Here is a 17,391-nt window from a genome sequence, read left to right as displayed (position 1 = left end):
GCTAAAAAGCTTCTAATCGAGCAATAATTCCGGCCAAAAATACCGAAATTGAGCAAACATAGCGCTCATCATAAGTGATAATTTCCACATCATGACCAAAACAAGCCATTTATGAGACATCGATCAACTAAACACACAAAATGGGTACGCATTCATTTTTAAATTGATTTTGATCACGGATCATTATCGCGAAACAAATCTATTCTTCTTCGCGAAGCAAAGGTTGAAAAAGATGGAGAAACCGTCTCAATCACACTGTTGAATTATATTTAAATCAATTTAAAACAGAGGTTTATCGGTCATGACCACCAAAAAACACATGAGCGAAGTTCCTATGATTCAAAGAGTAGCCGCCTATCTGGCGATCTTGGTTGGTTACTTTTTCTATTGTTATAACTTTGTAATTATTGACTACGTACGCCCTTACATCGTTGAGGCTTATGAGGGCATTAGCCTTTCAGATACTGCTCAATTCTATACATGGCAATCCGTTGGGGCGCTGATTGGCGCATTAAGTTGCGCTTGGTTTGCTGGCCGCTTTGGCAAGAAATACACCTTGATCACGATTACTGCACTCAACGGCGGTGCAACCATAGTGAACATGATGTTTACTGACTACGCGACATGGGCAGCGATGCGTTTCATCATAGGTTTGTCACTGGGCGGCTACTTTACCGTCGCTGTCAGCTTAATGATTGGCCTCTTTACCCCAACGGTTCGCGGCAAACTGACCGCATTTGCCTCATCCATGTTCTCTGTAGCTTTAATGGTAATGGGGGCATACGCGGCCTTTATCTCTAGCATAGATGCCCCCTGGGAAAGTTTGATGTGGGTTGGTGGAATTCCGCCTTTAGCTGCCGCATTTGCCATGGTATTTGTCTTACCTAGCGATAAAAACGTCATCGCTTACGGCGAAGAAGATTCCTCAGCTAATACAGGGCAAAACACACCTGCGAAAAAAGGCTCTTGGGGTGAAATGCTCAGCAAACCTTATCGGCTCCTTACCATCACCTGTTTGCTTCTAGCTGGCCTTAATTTTTACGGTTTTCAATTCTTTAGCGGTTTCGTCACCACGTATTTGAAAGAAGTTCGTCAGTTTGATGGTGCAACAATCGGTGTGATCTTCTCAATCTCCGCTTTTGGTTCTCTATTTGGAGCTTGGGTTTGGGGCGCGGTCGCCGACAAATTTGGACGTAAAGTGAATGCGTTTGGCTTCATTCTTGCGGGCATCATGGCTTCTATCTTTTTCATCGCACCGAGCGATCTGATGATTGGCAGCCTCAATATGCTGGCAATCTTGGGCTTAATTTATAACTTTGGCCTCTCGTCTTCAGCGGTTTGGGGTGGCTACTTCTCAGAATTATTCCCTGCTCATTTGCGCAGTTATGGTGCTGCACTCTTCCACGGCGGGCGAATTATTGGAATGTGGGCACCTATGGTTCTCATTTTTATCAAAGAGCGCACCGACTTACAGACTGCAATGTGGGGCTCACCGATTGTGTGGATAGTGGCTGGCTTATTATGGCTATCGCTTCCAGAAACATTAAAAGGCGGTTTATTCGATAAACGTAAGAGCAACCAACCGGCTAACGCGTAAACCTGATTCAAGGCGCGGATGACTCTCATCCGCCCCTTTCATCTCAATGAGTCCTGTTCCCCATGCTGACTCAAACAGCAAAAAGAGAGTTTTACTATGACAAAATATCAACAAGCAAAACGCATTGTTCGTGAATACTTTGATGCAATCGAAAACGCATCCTATGAAAATGTTGCTGAAGTTTTAAAAGCCCATACCACCGAAGGTTATTTATGGCGTGGTGTTTATCCATTCCGTGAACAGCAAGGTGCACAAGCGGCGGCCGATATTTTTTGGGCTCCATTAATGAAATCCATGACTCGAATGCAGCGTCGTCAAGATATTTTCATTGCAGGTAATAACGAAATTAATCCAGATGAAATTTGGGTAATGAGCATGGGCCATTTTATGGGGCTATTCGATGCTGAATACTTAGGCATGCGTCCAACTGGCAAAATCATGAACATTCGTTATGCCGAGTTTAACTGTGTCGAAAATGGCAAGATCAGCAAAACGGGACTGTTCCTCGATCTATTGGGTGTTATGGATCAAGCGGGCTGCTATCCGTTACCGCCATCTACGGGCAAGCATTTTGTCTATCCTGGCCCACGCCATCATAATGGACTGCTATTTGAAGATGCGGCTCCAGAAGAAGGTGTGGCTACCTTAGATCTTGTGAATCAAATGGTTGCAGACCTTTCAGCCCTGAACGATAGTGGTGCTATGGGCTGTCCTCCGGAAGTGCTTGAGAAAAGCTGGTCAAAAGACATGATTTGGTATGGTCCTTGTGGGATTGGGGCTTCGTACACTATCCCTCGCTACCAACAACAACACCAATTACCTTTCCGTAACAACTTAAAAGATAAGAAGTTTAACGGCCATGTCTGCCGATTTGCAGAGGGTAATTTTGCGTGCTTCTTTGGTTGGCCAAACCTTTCGAATACGCCGATTGGCGGTTTCTTGGGAATGCCGGGAGGAGAGATCCGCGCCGATATGCAGGTTGTTGATGTCTACTATCGCGACGGTAATAAGCTCTCTGAGAACTGGGTATTGATTGACCTCCCTTATTGGTTAAAACAGCAAGGTTTGGATGTGTTTGAACGCACTCAAAAGATCATGAATCCTGCCTTGTAAGCTGCGATCTGGATTCACACTCTCTCGATTAAATGAACTCTCCCTAAGATCTGGGAGAGTTCCTCTATATCACCTCATGGACGAGGCGATCTTCTTACTATGGATATCTCAGAGCTGTTTATTTTGGGTATAACCCAAAATAATGAGCGAATAACCGTTTACCGCTCTAAATTATGTGACGTTGTGTTAATTGAATTGATGACTACGTAACTATTTATGCTAGGCTGTAGTCGGTTCTAATGACTGATAAATCACGAGTTATGCATTCTGAAAAAGCCACCGTCACCTCCAAAGATGTTGCCAAGTTAGCTGGGGTTTCTCAATCTACCGTATCACGCGTTTTTGTACCGGGTAGCTCGGTATCTGAAAAAACGAAACAGAAAGTCTTTGAAGCTGCTAAAGTCCTTAACTATCGGCCTAATGCGTTTGCACGCAGTTTAACCACAAATGAGTCCAAACTGATCGGCTTGGTTTTCCCAGATGCAGATTACCCTATCCATATGAAAACGTTGCAGTTAATTTCTAGCGAATTGCAACAGGTGGGTTATTCGGCCGTACTGATCCCTTGGCAAGTAGATGAACAAGATAACCACTCCATTCCGAATATTTTCCAATATCGAGTGGATGGCGTGATTGCAGCTTCTGCAACATTCAATAAAACTCTTTATGAAGAGTGTGAAGAATTCAATATTCCCATTGTGCAATACGCGCGAGTCGTTGAAGGCACCAAAAGTAGCTATGTGATCAGCGATAACTATGAAGCAGGTCGACAAGCGGCTCAGTTATTACATCAAGCAGGTGCTCAATCTGCAGTTTATTTAACAGGTGAAGTACCCACTTTTACCAATGATGAACGCCAACAAGGTTTTTGTAGTGAATTCAAATCACTGACCGGTTTCACCCCGCCTGTGGTGAAAGCGACTTATGACTACACCGGATCACTTGATACCATACGCCGTCTGATTGCTGACTCGTCTCGACCCGCGGCCATTTTCTGCGCAACAGATAACCTTGCGATGGCCGTCATGGACATTGCAAGATTCGAGTTTTCACTTCGGATACCAGACGACATACAAGTTATTGGTTTTGACAACATTCCTCAAACAGAATGGCTCAGTTACCAACTCACCACTTTTGCCCAAGATTTTAAGCGGCTAGCTCGCGAGTCGGTCAAAATTATTGTGGATCAGATTACCACTAGGAATCAGAGCTTGGTCAAATTAATGGTGCCGACCAAATTAATCCAACGTAAAAGTACACTCAAATCCTAGACGGTTGGGGGGAAGACACTCCCCCAAAAAGTCAGCTCTTGTTGTTGAGGCTAAGCATTAGCATACCGCTCTAGATAAAGAATCGTGGCAGCGGTGCGTGATGGCACATCAAGCTTTTTCAGTAAGCTTTTCATGTGCACTTTGACGGTAGATTCAGAAATAAACAGGCGGTCGGCGATTTGTCGATTGCGATAACCCTTTGCCACTTCTGACATAATTTGCATTTCACGTTCCGTTAATGCTTCAAAAGGATTACTCGTATGCTCGCGATTTAAAAGGTAGCGTTCGACCGACTCACTAAAGGCTTTTTCGCCTTGCATGGCTTGTTTAAGCAGCGCCACCAGTTGATCCGGCTCAGTGTCTTTGAGGAGATAGCCATCAGCCCCCGCTTTGACTAATGCTTCAATATCTGCGGCGCTGTCTGAAACCGTGAGGATCACCACATATGCGTCACACTCATCGGTGCGCAGCGCAGTCAGCGTATCCAATCCCGACATCCCTTTCATATTGAGATCGAGCAGAATCAAGTCCGGTTGTAGATCATGCGCCAGAGCGATCGCTTCAGCCCCACTCCCCGCTTCGGCAACCACCTCAAATTCTTCTTCAAAACTCAATAGTTGATTGATACCACGGCGCATCAGCGGGTGATCATCCACTAAAAGGACTCTACAACTCATTCTTATTTTTCTCCTCGCTTTGTTGGTAAGTCAGCACCACTTTGCAGCCTTTACCCGGAGCGGATTCAACCTTTAATTCACCACGTAAACGGGCGGCGCGTTCTTGCATTATGCTCATACCATAGTGATTGATCTTGTGATCTTGCAGATCGAAGCCAACCCCATCATCTTCAATCGTGACTTGGACTCGTCCCTGCTGCTCTTGGCAGTTGACCTTAATTTTAGTGGCCTTGGCGTGCTTTATCGCGTTAATCGTTGCTTCACGAATCAACTGCACCAAATGCACTTGCTGATGAGCATCCAGCGCAATTGAGGAAAGCGCGTTATTGAGTTCAATTTTCGCATCGGTTTGCCCCGAAAGTTGAGTCAGCATACCCAGTAGAGATTGACCAAAACTGCCTTCGGTTAAGGTCAGGCGGAAGGTGGTGAGTAGTTCACGCAACTGGGTATAAGCATCCGACAGACCTTTGTCTATCTCGCGAATGATGTTTTCCGTCTTACTTAAATCGCCATCCGACTTTAACGGCGTGACGGAACGTTTCAGCAAGGTTAACTGGATCTTTAAATAAGAGAGCGATTGAGCAAGCGAATCATGCAGTTCTCGCGCTATGGTGGCTCGCTCTTCCATTAACAGCAGTTGCTCTGCTTGGCGCTGCGCTTGATTGTAGTAAATCGCGCGCGACAATATCAGCGCAAAGTTATCAATCAAAGCCCGATCTGGCTCAGGCGAACCCGCTTCCCAATACAAAAAGCCAAGATGATGACCATCTAAGGTGAGTGGTGTTTGCAACATCACGGCACCGCTTGGCTTTCCTTCTTGCAAAATCAATGGCTTGCCAGCTTCCTCTTCAATTTCTAATCGAAGAGCACAAATCCCTTCCAACGCGACCCAATGGCGCAAAATGGTTTGGAAGTTACTCGCCGTGATCCGTGAAGCCGTCAACTCTTGCGAAGAGTGATACAAGACCTGCAGCGATTGATTGGCCATTTGCAGCTTGTTGGTTTTCTCATTCACTGCGTGCTCTAGCCCGCGATAAAGTTTGCCAAGATCGCCCGCCATGCTGTTAAACGTTCGGCTGAGGATCCCCATTTCAGTGCTGCTGGTCTCCTCCAGCATGACATCAAAATTTCGATTTTTGATCTTTTCGCTGGCATCAACCATGGCATTGAGCGGCCGCACGACCTGCTCCCGGATGTAATACACCACAAAGAGGGATACCGCAAAAATCCCGCCTAAACCAAAACTGCCTACTGCAGCTAACGCAATCAATTTACGCTCAGAAAAGCGCTGTAACTTGAGTACAAAGCCATCCACTAAGCTGACAAAAGGCGCAACTTGGTCAAGATATTGCGCTTTTTGGTCACTATTAAGCACTTTTTTGAGCTCATGCCAGCGCTCAATCAGCTGGTAGTAATCTTGTTGAATGTCACTGGGTACCGTCCAGTCGAGCAAAGCGAGCATGGAGGGTGAGTACAGTGAGTTTTCAAACAGAAAAATATGCGCCTTGTAGTCATGGGATTGGGTTTGGATGTCATACGCCAAACGATAACTCTGCATGCGCATAGAGCCGGAGACGTTTACCGCTTCTGCATCATTCAAAGAAGACGCCAAAGTGACAATGGCGACCCCAGTCGTCAATGCCGAGAGAAACAAAATCAATAACATGGCTTTCGCCATAGTACGGGTTAATGAATGTCGTACTGGAGTGAACAATGCAGTCTCTCTCTGATTGATAACCAAGCTTCCACCTCTTTAGGGCTACACACTATCCGAAACGGGCAGGTTAATTTATTGATCCAAAACAATCCACCACCCCAATTACCTCCTAAGAGGTATTTATACAAATATGTCAAAAACTACAATTTGTGTATGGGAATATGGCAGGTTGTGAACAGGTGTGGAGAAAAACATGGTCGACTTAAGTAAACGACGTTGGTTCACTCCGAATCGTCAGCCCAACCAAAGCCAAGTTCGGCTGCCTTGGTTAGCACGTCCAGACGCGTTTACCGATGAGTGTACTCGCTGCGGCAAGTGCGTTACTGCGTGTGAGACTCACATTATCGAAAAAGGCGATGGCGGCTTTCCCACGGTGAATTTTTCGATCGATGAGTGCACGTTTTGTTACCAGTGCGCACAGAGCTGTCCGGAACCCCTCTTCGTGGCGCAAAGCGAAGCGCCATGGCAAGCAAAGGTGCACATTACCCATCACTGTTTGGCTCAACAGCAAGTGGAGTGCCGCTCTTGCCAAGATGCCTGCCCAGAAGAGGCGATTCATTTTGCTTTGCAAATCGGCCGCACCGCAAGCCCGCAGGTCAACAGCGAACAGTGCTCCGGTTGCGGAGCTTGCGTTTCGGTTTGTCCCAGTAACGCAATGACGGTTCACTACACCCAACACATCGCTTAAACGGCGTGGATAAATTGGAGAGCAAGATGTCACAACCCTCAGCTTCACTGCACGAAGTACACATTTCCAGCTTGGTGGTTCACACCTTGCCAGAGCATTTGCTCACAGTGAAACAGCAGGTGAGCGAGCTGCGTGATGTGGAAATTTACGGCGAGGATCCGCAAGGCAAACTCGTCGTTGTGATTGAAACCGATCGTCAAGGCTTCATCACCGAAACCATAGAACATATTAATAATCTTCCCAATGTGCTCAACGCTTTTCTGGTGTTTCATCAGATAGAGACGGTAACGGAAGAAGAACAATTACACACTGGAAATACCTTTTCTGAACTCGAGGGTAATGTATGAAAATGACCAGACGTGCGTTTGTGAAAGCAAACGCAGCCGCCTCAGCTGCGGCGGTTGCAGGGATCACCCTCCCCGCATCTGCCACCAACTTGATCGCTAGCTCCGATCAAACCGCAATTCATTGGGACAAAGCACCTTGCCGTTTTTGTGGTACAGGCTGTTCTGTGCTGGTCGGAACCCAAGATGGTCGCGTTGTCGCCACACAAGGTGATCCTGAAGCTCCAGTAAACAAAGGCCTTAACTGCATTAAGGGCTACTTCCTCTCCAAAATCATGTACGGTCAAGATCGCTTAAAAACGCCGCTGCTGCGCATGAAAGATGGTCAATACCACAAAGACGGTGAATTCACCCCAGTCTCTTGGGATACCGCATTTGATGTGATGGCTGAAAAATGGAAAGCTTCGCTTAAAACCAAAGGCCCAACCAGCGTGGGTATGTTCGGTTCTGGCCAGTGGACAGTGATGGAAGGTTACGCGGCGGTGAAGCTGATGAAAGCGGGCTTTCGTTCTAACAACATTGACCCCAACGCACGTCACTGTATGGCTTCTGCGGTAGTGGGCTTTATGCGTACCTTTGGTATTGATGAGCCTATGGGCTGTTATGACGACTTTGAACACGCCGATGCGTTTGTGCTTTGGGGTTCCAACATGGCGGAAATGCACCCAGTGCTCTGGACGCGCATTACTGACCGTCGCCTAAGCCATCCTCATGTCAAAGTGAATGTGCTCTCAACGTATTACCACCGTTCCTTTGAGTTGGCGGATCATGGCTACATTTTCCACCCACAGTCTGACTTAGCGATTGCCAACTTCATCGCCAACTACATCATTCAAAACGATGCGGTGAACTGGGACTTTGTCAACAAGCACACCCATTTCAAACAAGCGGTCACAGACATCGGTTACGGTCTGCGTGACGATCACCCTCTACAGAAAAAGGCGAAAAACGCCAACTCCGGTGATGTCAGCGATATTTCGTTTGAAGAGTACAAAAAATCGGTTGCGCCTTACACGGTTGAAAAAGCGTCTGAAATTTCCGGAGTATCACCGGATAAACTGATCACGCTCGCGAAGCAGTATGCCGATCCAAACACCAAAGTGATGTCACTCTGGACCATGGGGATGAACCAACATACTCGCGGTGTCTGGATGCAAAGCTTGGTGTACAACCTGCACTTACTTACTGGCAAAATCGCCACTCCAGGCAACAGCCCATTCTCACTGACCGGTCAGCCATCAGCCTGTGGTACGGCGCGTGAAGTGGGTACCTTTGCACACCGTCTGCCAGCCGACATGGTGGTGGCTAACCCTAAACACCGTGCGATTGCCGAAAAAGTGTGGAAATTGCCTGAAGGCACGATTCCTGAGAAACCGGGCTTCCATGCGGTGCAGCAAGACCGCATGCTCAAAGACGGCGTACTGAACTGTTACTGGGTGCAATGTAATAACAACATGCAAGCCGGTCCAAACATCAATGAAGAGCGTTTACCGGGCTACCGCAACCCTGAAAACTTCATTGTGGTATCGGATGCTTACCCAACCGTAACGGCGCAAGCGGCTGACCTTGTTTTGCCAACCGCCATGTGGGTAGAAAAAGAAGGCGCGTACGGCAACGCCGAGCGCCGTACCCAAGTGTGGTATCAACAAGTGAAGACTGTCGGTGAATCTCACTCCGACTCATGGCAAGTGATTGAGTTTTCAAAACGCTTCAAAGTCGAAGACGTGTGGCCGGAAGAACTGCTGGCAAAAGCACCGCAATACCGCGGCAAAACCCTGTATGACGTGCTGTTCAAAAACGGTCAGGTGGACAAGTTCCCACTGAGCGAAGCACGTGAACTCAACGATGATGCGCACCACTTTGGTTTCTATATCCAAAAAGGTCTGTTTGAAGAGTATGCCGAGTTTGGCCGCGGCCATGGTCACGATTTAGCGCCTTACGATGTTTACCACCAAGTACGCGGCCTGCGTTGGCCGGTTGTCGATGGCAAAGAAACTAAATGGCGCTTTAAAGAAGGCTCTGACCCTTATGCCAAAGCCGGTTCAGGTTGGGATTTCTACGGCAAACCGGATGGCAAAGCGTGGATCATCTCCTCACCTTATGAAGCGCCGCCAGAAATGCCCAATGAAGAGTACGATTTATGGCTCTGTACTGGCCGTGTTCTTGAGCACTGGCACACTGGCACTATGACCCGTCGTGTCCCTGAGCTGTATAAAGCGGTACCGGATGCGCTGTGCTTTATGCACCATGAAGACGCGCAAGCGCGCGGTTTACGCCGTGGCGATGAAGTGCTGATCTCCAACTCGCGTGGTGAAGTTCGAGTGCGCGTAGAAACTCGCGGTCGTAATAAGCCGCCAAAAGGCTTGGTGTTCGTGCCTTTCTTTGATGCTCGCATTTTGGTCAACAAGTTAATCCTCGATGCGACCGACCCACTCTCGAAGCAGACTGACTTCAAGAAGTGTCCGGTTAAGATCACCAAAGTCGCGTAACCCTGATTGCACTGGGCTGCCCGTCAGCCCAGACCAAGTATTAAGCCGCAAGGCGGAGAATTTACGATGAAAAAACAACTCATTGCCTTACTTTCAGTGTTTACCGTACTGGCTGGCATTGCTCATGCTGAGCTGAACAATCCAGGCGGTATCGGAGGTCTAGAATCACTGCGCGGAGCAACAGAAATTGAAGCAACTCGCGCCGCTGATCCAATGAAGAAATACCCACGCGAACAAGCGCTAGAGAGTGATTTTGTGTATCAACCACCACTCATCCCGCACAACATTCGCAACTATGAAGTGTCGTTGAACGCCAACAAGTGCCTTGCGTGCCACAGTTGGAAAAACGCCAAAGAAATGGGCGCCACCAAGATCAGTGTCACTCACTTTGTGAACCGCGAAGATGCGGTACTGTCGGACGTCTCTCCACGCCGCTACTTCTGTTTGCAGTGTCACGTCCTTCAGGCGGATGCAAAACCGCTGGTTGAGAACGATTTCGAACGTGTTGATTCACTTCGTTAACCGAAAAGAGGCCATTTATGAAATTTCTAAAAGCGTTTTGGCTTCGTCTATCGAGCCCAAGTAAAGCCGCCGTCGGTGTGGTTCTGCTGATGGGTTTTGTCGGCGGCCTGTTATTTTGGGGCGCCTTCAATACAGGAATGGAAGCGACCAACAGCGAAGAGTTTTGCTCGGGCTGTCACGCGCCGATTGTGGCCGAAATCCAAGAGACGATTCACTATTCAAACCGTTCTGGGGTTCGCGCCATCTGTTCTGACTGCCATGTCCCCCATGAATGGACGGATAAAATTGTGCGTAAAGTGCAAGCGTCCAAGGAATTGGTGGCACACTTTATCGGCACGATTGATACGCCAGAGAAGTTCCAAGCACGCCGCGCACACTTAGCTGAACGCGAATGGGCACGCTTGAAAAAGAACGATTCGTTGGAATGTCGAAACTGTCACCAGTTCAACTACATGGATTTCTCTGAGCAGAGTAGCCGAGCAGCGAAGCAACACTCGACCGCACTCGCCTCTGGTGAAAAAACCTGTGTGGATTGCCATAAAGGCATCGCACACAATCTACCCGACATGCATGGTGTTGAAGGCTGGCAATAAGGAGAGCCACTATGAGTACTCTTGAATCGATTTTTTGGCACGTGCTCGGTTACAGCGCCATGCCAGTCATCATTCTGGCCGGTTTCCTTGGGGTTGCCGTCGTCTCAATTGGCTTGCTCGCCATGACCAAAGACAAATAGGAATGCCGAGAGAGAAAATCCGGTGCTATTCGCACCGGATTTTTTATGCCCATTCGGTTGAGCTTTCCGCTATCGAGAGCTGATAATATTTCTGGCTATTGCGCACAATCACATCAAACACTTGGCTATCTAACCGACCACAACTCACTTCGTGACGCATGATATTCATCACCTCGTTGAGCGACATGCTGCCGCGATATGGCCTTGCTTGGGTAAGCGCCTGAAACACATCCGCAATCGCAATGATCCGTGAAGGCAGATCAATCGCCGATCCTTGGAGTCCTCTTGGGTAACCCGAACCATCTAAACGCTCATGGTGGTTTCCTGCCCACTCACACACCACAGACTGGCCAAACACCATTTGCAAGGTATAACGAGAATCGGTCGAATGGCGTTGAATACAAAGATACTCGCTCTCGTTGAGTTTACCGGGTTTATGCAAGATCTCTTCTGGGGTGTGCAGCTTGCCGATATCGTGAACCAATCCTGTCAGGTAAAGGGCTTTTTGCATCTCCACGTTTAGCCCCAGCTCTTTCGCTAAGTGCTGACAGAGCTCTGCTACTTTTTGCGAATGCTGAAAAGTGAACTGGCTTTTCGCATCCACCACGTTTGCCATTAACATCGCGATAGACATGATCTCTTCCACCCCCAACTTCTGCTCAAAAAATGGGGTGGGTGGCAAATTGTGACCCATCGCTTCAATATGATGATGCTCCATTGAAAACCAGATGAACTCTTTACTCAGCAAATGTTGCATGGTGCGTACCAAGTCACGCTCGAACAAGCTTCCGCTCAATCGACCAATTTCTAAACAGACTTGATTACGAGCTTCCTGAGTCACATTGCCATACTCATCTCTTGGATAGAGCTCTTTAAGGTAATCCACTCTATCCGCTAAAAAAATCAACGCCGCGAACCGTTTGTTTCGATCCGAAATAGCAATATTTTTCAGCTCATCCCAAGGCGTATGGTGGTACAAAATCGCATCCGCAAACGGCGCAAGCGGTGGACAATTCGACAGCAACTCATTGCCTCGCACGCAATGCTGCTGGGTATTGTCGGGTTGCATATTTTCGAGTAAACGATAGAAATCACGCTTCTGAGCCACGCCACAGTCATGAATCAAACCCAGCGCAAACACCAGTTGACACTCCTCTTCGCTCCACTCCATGGCTTGAGCACAAGAATAGGCCATATAACCGACACGATGCCCGTGATTGATATCATCCACACCGACCGAGTCGAGCGCTCTTGCGATACAAAAAAATGCCTGCCTTAGATTGACGTTCCATTCGATATTTACCGATTTCATAGTGCAGCCTATTTCTGACCATCTCATTGCTCATCCCATAATAAGAATGTAGTAGACCACCCCAATTTTGCCCAACGAAATGACCAACTCTGCCTGTCAGTGATGCTTCGTGCGACAAGTCGCAGCCATCGCACAATAAAAATATTACACTTTTGTGAATTTGATTTTACTAGGTGATAAACATCATGATTACCATCGCGCTGGTGGATGACCACACGATTGTACGTTCAGGCTTCGCTCAGCTACTCAATCTTGAGCAAGATATTAGGGTGCAAGGAGAGTACGAAAGTGCAAAAGCGGCCTTTCATGCCCTCACCCAAGCGGAAGTCGATGTCGCTATCATCGATATTTCAATGCCGGATGAAAATGGACTGAGTCTGCTTGAGCGCCTGCGCCAACATAACCCGCGTTTCAAAGCGATCATCCTCAGTATTTATGACTCGGCTTCATTTGTGAAAAAAGCCTTGGATGCAGGAGCACAAGGTTATCTTTCAAAACGTTGTGGCCCAAGCGAGCTAGTGAGTGCGATTCGTACCGTTGCCTCTGGCAGACGCTATTTGTGCGCCGATGCCTTGGTCAATTTGAGTAATCCCGATATCAATAATGTGCTTGCCGACCTTACCAAGCGTGAAGTTGAAGTGTTTGATTTATTGGTACAAGGCAAAGAGGTGAAAGAGATCGCGCAAACGCTGTTTCTCAGCCATAAAACCGTTCACGTTCACCGAGCCAACATTTTGAGCAAATTAAACCTAACCAATAACGTGGATGTGATCCGCTTTGCTTTGCAGCACCACCTGCTCGTGGAAGGTTAACGATGGCCAAGCTGTTTCCACTGATTTTTGCTTTTGTGCTCTACAGTATTAGCCAATTTAGTCTATGGAATGTCAGCCAATATTTGAGCCACAATCCGCTCCAAGCCTACTTACTTTTTCCCACAGGCTTACGCTTGGCGGTCTATTTGTTAGCTCGCCCAACCTATGCTTGGGTTTGGTTACTGAGTGACATGCTTTTGGCTGGCGCGATCTTGGTGTTGCTTCCAGACCAATCCAGCCCGTTGATGCTGCTCATGCCTTGGGTGGTTTGGCTAGCCGCAGTCATTGCCCGCCAACACTGGCCGAAATTACATTTGTACTGGCAAAAGTTGCTACTGATTGTGGCACTGGTGCTGCTGCACACTATTTTGGTGGGTATCACTTTTACCTTGTTGGCGAAACCGCTACACATGGAGGCGGAGACGTTAATTACCGTGAGTATCGCTTCGCTCACGGGAGGCATTGTGCTGACCCCATTTTTGTATCTGGTGGCCGACTATCTCCGTCACCAAACATGGCATCCGCTTTCTCCACAACTGATTCACCACGATGTGAAACTTAAACCGAAAATGTTGATGTGGAGCTTACTGTTTTTCAGCTTAGGACTGCTGGCGGAGCTGACCTTACTTGAGCAGATGAAGCCGTTTGCCCTATTGATCATCTTGCTCCCGACGATTTTTCTTGCCTATCGTTATGGCTGGCAAGGCGGTGTATTGGCGAGCAGTTTAAACTGCATTCTGCTAGCGACGGCACGCCAGTTCAGTGGTTCATTCTCTTCGGATCAAGAGCTGCTGATTTTTATGTCGAGCCAAGCTTTTGTCGGGCTTGGATTGGGTATCGCCATTAGCCGCCAGCATCAGCTCGCTTTATTGCTGCAAAAAATGAACACCCGCTTAGCCAAAGAGCTGCGTGAAAAGCAAGATCTGGCGCGCCAGCTCGTTTCTGTAGAAGAGCAGATTCGCAAATCCGTTGCCCGTGAACTGCACGATGAGATTGGCCAAAACATTACCGCGATTCAAATTCAATCCATGCTCGCTGAACGTTTAGCCAGTAATGATCAAGCCAAACAGGCAGCTTCCAGCGTGCAGTCGCTCGCCATGCGGATTCATCAATCCACACGTCAGCTCTTAAAGCAACTACGCCCGCACATTTTGGATGAACTCGGGTTAGAACATGCCATTCGTCAGCTGGTGCAAGAAATGCGTTTTGCCGAACAAGGTATGACGGTTCGCCTCAATATGGGGGTCAATCCGCAAAAGCTGGACGATACCACGCGAGTCACTCTGTATCGGATTGTGCAGGAGTTGCTGAACAACATTTGCAAACATGCCAAAGCCACCCGCGTACACATCAGCCTATTTCCGGGAAGTGAAATGGTTTTGGAAGTCAAAGACGATGGCATTGGTTTGCCTACCGACTGGCGGGTGCGTGGGCAAGGCTTAAAAGGATTGAGCGAGCGCGTATCCGCACTCGGCGGTCAATTAAAGATGACTTCATCCACTTTCCAAACTGGCACGCGAATAATTGTTAACTTACCCACAAAACGCTCAATAACCAGCGAAAAACTAGGAAATATTCCTAGATGAATACAACTCCTTCCCATGTTTTTCCCACCTCGCTTGATTAGGATGAAACTCAATAAGGATAAGCAATATGAAGATTGTACCTATGGTGCAACCCATTCAGGCAATGGAAATCGATCAGGCTTATCGCCACTGGCGCATTCATTTAATGATTTCCATGTATGTCGGTTATGGCGTGTTCTATCTCACTCGTAAAAGCTTCAACTTTGCGATGCCGCAAATGCTCAGTGAGTTAGGACTCGATTATTCCGATTTGGGTTTTCTCGGTACGCTGTTCTACCTCACTTACGGGGTGTCTAAATTTGTTTCTGGTTTGATGATCGACCGCTCCCGCTCGCGCTATTTCATGGGGTTGGGATTAATGGCTACCGGCATCATCAACATCGCTTTTGGTTTTAGCTCGTCCTTGCTGGCTTTTACCTTGTTATGGACAGCGAACGCTTTTTTTCAAGGCTGGGGCTGGCCTGCGTGTGCCAAGGTGCTCACCCACTGGTATTCACGTAGCGAACGGGGCTTTTGGTGGTCAATTTGGAATACTTGCCACAACTTAAGTGGCGCATTGATCCCCATCGTGATTGGTTTTATCAGCTTATCCTTTGGCTGGCGTTACGGATTCTTGTTTGCCGGCGGAGTTGCGATCTTCGTTGGGCTTTGGCTCTGTTATCGCATCCAAGAGAAGCCAAGCGAAATGGGGTTGCCTTCGGTCGGTGAATGGCGCGGTGATGCTCTCGAACTCGAGCACGAAAAAGAAGGCCAAGGTCTCGCCTTCCGCGTCGCGGTTTATCGCTATGTACTGACTAATCGCTACATTTGGCTGTTGTGTGGATCTTACTTGCTGGTGTACGTGGTCAGAATTGGCATTAACGACTGGGGATCGCTTTATCTGGTTGAGCGGCACGCGTACAACATTCTCAGTGCCAATAGCGCAGTAGCCATGTTTGAAGTGGGCGGATTTTTGGGCTCATTGCTTGGTGGCTGGGGTTCCGACTATTACTTTCGCGGCAACCGCGCCCCGATGAATTTGATTTTTGCGTTAGGCATTTTTGCCTCCGCTGCGGCCTTATGGCTAACCCCTATCGATCATTTATGGTTTTTGGCTGGCTGCTTCTTCTGTATCGGATTTTTTGTCTTCGGCCCGCAAATGATGATTGGTATGGCCGCCGCAGAATGCGCAAGGAAAGATTTGGCGGGCACCGCGACCGGATTTGTTGGGCTATTTAGCTATCTCGGTGCAGCGTTAGCCAGCTACCCCATGTCACTGGCTATTGAAGCATGGGGCTGGGAAGGTTTCTTCTGCCTAATTACTGCGGCAGCAGCCGTGATCAGTTTACAACTGCTGCCCTTTATAAAAGCTCAGCAACCGGTGACGGAAGATGAGTGATAAACATAACCAATCTTTACCATCCAATAACGTAACTGTGCTCCACTTTATGACCTGACGCAGTACTGACCTGACAAGGACACAAGGGAGCATCAACCAGAGGGAAAACCCAATGATTGTTAATGCAAAACGCACGCTGCTGGCACTCAGTGTTCTTGGTTCAATGATGACTGCGCCGCTGGTTCATGCGGAAGGCCGTTTGGTGGTTTACTGCAGTGCAACCAATGCGATGTGTGAAGCCGGAACCAAAGCGTTCGCTGAAAAATACAATGTGAACACCTCCTTTGTACGCAACGGTTCAGGCAGTACACTCGCAAAAATTGATGCAGAGAAAAACAACCCACGCGCGGATGTTTGGTACGGCGGCACGCTTGACCCACAATCACAAGCGGGTGAAATGGACTTACTCCAAGCTTACCAATCCCCAGAACTGGCCAACATCATGGAAGGTTTCCGTGATCCTGCCAAACGCAAAGGTAACTACTCTTCTGCGGTATACATGGGCATTTTGGGCTTTGGTGTGAACACCGAACGCTTGGCACAAAAAGGCATTCCGATCCCGCGTTGCTGGGCGGATTTGACCAAACCAGAATATAAAGGCGAAATTCAAATCTCCGACCCACAAAGCTCTGGCACTGCTTATACCGCACTCGCAACCTTCATCCAGCTCTGGGATGAACCCACCGCATTTGAGTATTTCAAAAAGCTCGACAAAAACGTTTCTCAATACACCAAATCTGGGGTGACGCCATCACGCAACTCGGCACGTGGTGAAGTGGCGATTGGTATTGGATTCCTGCATGACTACTCGCTGGAGCAAGCCAAAGGTGCACCGCTGGAGCTCATTTCTCCTTGTGAAGGTACAGGTTATGAGTTAGGTGGCGTGAGCATCATCAAAGGCGCGCGCAACCTCGATAATGCCAAGCTATTTGTTGACTGGGTACTCTCAAAAGAAGGCCAAGAAGTGGCATGGAAACAAGGTGATTCCTACCAAATCTTGACCAACACCCAAGCGGAACAGTCGCCGAATGCGCTCGATCCGAAAACACTCAAACTGATCAATTACGATATGGAAGCCTACGGCTCTTCTGATGAGCGTAAGCGTTTGATCACCAAGTGGGTTAACGAAATCAAAATGGGTAACTAACCCGA

At 48.1% G+C, this 17,391-nt stretch carries 16 protein-coding genes; 13 read left to right on the top strand and 3 right to left on the bottom strand.

Annotated features, from left to right (window positions below; all coding sequences use genetic code 11):
• Window positions 1-301: 301 nt before the first annotated feature.
• From T411_RS0109215 to T411_RS0109205, 3 genes are all read left to right on the top strand, one after another.
• On the top strand, window positions 302-1,597 hold the full coding sequence (locus T411_RS0109215; protein WP_000208548.1) for an MFS transporter: 1,296 nt from the start codon (window positions 302-304) through the stop codon (window positions 1,595-1,597).
• 96 nt (window positions 1,598-1,693) lie between these two features.
• The gene (locus tag T411_RS0109210; RefSeq protein ID WP_000170557.1) at window positions 1,694-2,710 is read left to right on the top strand and encodes a nuclear transport factor 2 family protein; all 1,017 of its coding nucleotides are present in this window, start codon (window positions 1,694-1,696) and stop codon (window positions 2,708-2,710) included.
• Window positions 2,711-2,970: 260 nt separating this feature from the next.
• On the top strand, window positions 2,971-3,981 hold the full coding sequence (locus tag T411_RS0109205; protein ID WP_000555352.1) for a LacI family DNA-binding transcriptional regulator: 1,011 nt from the start codon (window positions 2,971-2,973) through the stop codon (window positions 3,979-3,981).
• Window positions 3,982-4,031: 50 nt separating this feature from the next.
• Here T411_RS0109205 and T411_RS0109200 read toward each other — a convergent pair whose 3' ends face one another.
• Window positions 4,032-4,658: a response regulator gene (locus T411_RS0109200; RefSeq protein WP_001277855.1), complete on the bottom strand. Its 627-nt coding sequence runs from the start codon at window positions 4,656-4,658 to the stop codon at window positions 4,032-4,034.
• On the bottom strand, window positions 4,648-6,336 hold the full coding sequence (narQ, locus tag T411_RS0109195; protein WP_001901239.1) for a nitrate/nitrite two-component system sensor histidine kinase NarQ: 1,689 nt from the start codon (window positions 6,334-6,336) through the stop codon (window positions 4,648-4,650). Before narQ ends, T411_RS0109200 begins: the two co-directional genes overlap by 11 nt.
• Before the next feature lie 232 nt (window positions 6,337-6,568).
• Between narQ and napF the strand changes: the two genes are divergently transcribed.
• The 6 genes from napF (at window position 6,569) to T411_RS01000000119255 (ending at window position 11,151) form a co-directional block, all read left to right on the top strand.
• Window positions 6,569-7,063: a ferredoxin-type protein NapF gene (napF, locus tag T411_RS0109190; RefSeq protein ID WP_000228048.1), complete on the top strand. Its 495-nt coding sequence runs from the start codon at window positions 6,569-6,571 to the stop codon at window positions 7,061-7,063.
• Between the two features lie 26 nt (window positions 7,064-7,089).
• Window positions 7,090-7,410 carry a chaperone NapD gene (locus T411_RS0109185; RefSeq protein ID WP_000082209.1) on the top strand — a complete coding sequence of 107 codons (321 nt, stop codon included), beginning with the start codon at window positions 7,090-7,092 and terminating at the stop codon, window positions 7,408-7,410.
• Window positions 7,407-9,896: a periplasmic nitrate reductase subunit alpha gene (gene napA / locus T411_RS0109180; RefSeq protein ID WP_000784576.1), complete on the top strand. Its 2,490-nt coding sequence runs from the start codon at window positions 7,407-7,409 to the stop codon at window positions 9,894-9,896. Before T411_RS0109185 ends, napA begins: the two co-directional genes overlap by 4 nt.
• Before the next feature lie 66 nt (window positions 9,897-9,962).
• On the top strand, window positions 9,963-10,418 hold the full coding sequence (locus T411_RS0109175) for a nitrate reductase cytochrome c-type subunit (protein WP_000744356.1): 456 nt from the start codon (window positions 9,963-9,965) through the stop codon (window positions 10,416-10,418).
• A 17-nt stretch (window positions 10,419-10,435) separates the two neighbouring features.
• On the top strand, window positions 10,436-11,011 hold the full coding sequence (locus T411_RS0109170; protein WP_000670286.1) for a NapC/NirT family cytochrome c: 576 nt from the start codon (window positions 10,436-10,438) through the stop codon (window positions 11,009-11,011).
• An 11-nt stretch (window positions 11,012-11,022) separates the two neighbouring features.
• Window positions 11,023-11,151: a TIGR02808 family protein gene (locus T411_RS01000000119255; RefSeq protein WP_000105479.1), complete on the top strand. Its 129-nt coding sequence runs from the start codon at window positions 11,023-11,025 to the stop codon at window positions 11,149-11,151.
• Between the two features lie 43 nt (window positions 11,152-11,194).
• Here the strand turns inward: T411_RS01000000119255 and T411_RS0109160 are convergent, their stop codons facing one another.
• Complete coding sequence (locus tag T411_RS0109160; protein WP_000843934.1) at window positions 11,195-12,463, bottom strand: HD-GYP domain-containing protein; 1,269 nt, start codon at window positions 12,461-12,463, stop codon at window positions 11,195-11,197.
• A 185-nt stretch (window positions 12,464-12,648) separates the two neighbouring features.
• On the opposite strand from T411_RS0109160, the gene T411_RS0109155 reads away from it, so the two are divergent.
• The 4 genes from T411_RS0109155 (at window position 12,649) to T411_RS0109140 (ending at window position 17,386) form a co-directional block, all read left to right on the top strand.
• Complete coding sequence (locus tag T411_RS0109155; RefSeq protein WP_000628128.1) at window positions 12,649-13,275, top strand: response regulator transcription factor; 627 nt, start codon at window positions 12,649-12,651, stop codon at window positions 13,273-13,275.
• Between the two features lie 2 nt (window positions 13,276-13,277).
• Entirely contained in the window at window positions 13,278-14,861 is a 1,584-nt protein-coding gene (uhpB, locus tag T411_RS0109150; RefSeq protein ID WP_001096181.1) for a signal transduction histidine-protein kinase/phosphatase UhpB, read from the top strand.
• Between the two features lie 67 nt (window positions 14,862-14,928).
• Window positions 14,929-16,239 (top strand): MFS transporter family glucose-6-phosphate receptor UhpC, encoded by a 1,311-nt coding sequence (gene uhpC, locus T411_RS0109145; RefSeq protein ID WP_000706876.1) that lies wholly within the window; start codon window positions 14,929-14,931, stop codon window positions 16,237-16,239.
• A gap of 112 nt (window positions 16,240-16,351) precedes the next feature.
• Window positions 16,352-17,386: an ABC transporter substrate-binding protein gene (locus T411_RS0109140; RefSeq protein ID WP_000636729.1), complete on the top strand. Its 1,035-nt coding sequence runs from the start codon at window positions 16,352-16,354 to the stop codon at window positions 17,384-17,386.
• Window positions 17,387-17,391 lie beyond the last annotated feature (5 nt).

The organism is Vibrio cholerae ATCC 14035 (genome assembly GCF_000621645.1).
Classification (GTDB): domain Bacteria; phylum Pseudomonadota; class Gammaproteobacteria; order Enterobacterales; family Vibrionaceae; genus Vibrio; species Vibrio cholerae.
The sequence above is the reverse complement of the archived record's forward strand: the minus strand, read 5'-3'. Positions and strand labels throughout refer to the sequence as shown.

Coding starts and splice junctions, on each gene's coding strand:
- napA (WP_000784576.1), top strand. CDS start 7,407: ATGAAAATGACCAGACGTGCGTTTGTGAAAGCAAACGCAGCCGCCTCA.
- uhpB (WP_001096181.1), top strand. CDS start 13,278: ATGGCCAAGCTGTTTCCACTGATTTTTGCTTTTGTGCTCTACAGTATT.
- napF (WP_000228048.1), top strand. CDS start 6,569: ATGGTCGACTTAAGTAAACGACGTTGGTTCACTCCGAATCGTCAGCCC.
- narQ (WP_001901239.1), bottom strand. CDS start 6,336: ATGGCGAAAGCCATGTTATTGATTTTGTTTCTCTCGGCATTGACGACT.
- T411_RS0109200 (WP_001277855.1), bottom strand. CDS start 4,658: ATGAGTTGTAGAGTCCTTTTAGTGGATGATCACCCGCTGATGCGCCGT.
- T411_RS0109210 (WP_000170557.1), top strand. CDS start 1,694: ATGACAAAATATCAACAAGCAAAACGCATTGTTCGTGAATACTTTGAT.
- uhpC (WP_000706876.1), top strand. CDS start 14,929: ATGAAGATTGTACCTATGGTGCAACCCATTCAGGCAATGGAAATCGAT.
- T411_RS0109155 (WP_000628128.1), top strand. CDS start 12,649: ATGATTACCATCGCGCTGGTGGATGACCACACGATTGTACGTTCAGGC.
- T411_RS0109215 (WP_000208548.1), top strand. CDS start 302: ATGACCACCAAAAAACACATGAGCGAAGTTCCTATGATTCAAAGAGTA.
- T411_RS0109185 (WP_000082209.1), top strand. CDS start 7,090: ATGTCACAACCCTCAGCTTCACTGCACGAAGTACACATTTCCAGCTTG.
- T411_RS0109160 (WP_000843934.1), bottom strand. CDS start 12,463: ATGAAATCGGTAAATATCGAATGGAACGTCAATCTAAGGCAGGCATTT.
- T411_RS0109205 (WP_000555352.1), top strand. CDS start 2,971: ATGCATTCTGAAAAAGCCACCGTCACCTCCAAAGATGTTGCCAAGTTA.
- T411_RS0109170 (WP_000670286.1), top strand. CDS start 10,436: ATGAAATTTCTAAAAGCGTTTTGGCTTCGTCTATCGAGCCCAAGTAAA.
- T411_RS01000000119255 (WP_000105479.1), top strand. CDS start 11,023: ATGAGTACTCTTGAATCGATTTTTTGGCACGTGCTCGGTTACAGCGCC.
- T411_RS0109140 (WP_000636729.1), top strand. CDS start 16,352: ATGATTGTTAATGCAAAACGCACGCTGCTGGCACTCAGTGTTCTTGGT.
- T411_RS0109175 (WP_000744356.1), top strand. CDS start 9,963: ATGAAAAAACAACTCATTGCCTTACTTTCAGTGTTTACCGTACTGGCT.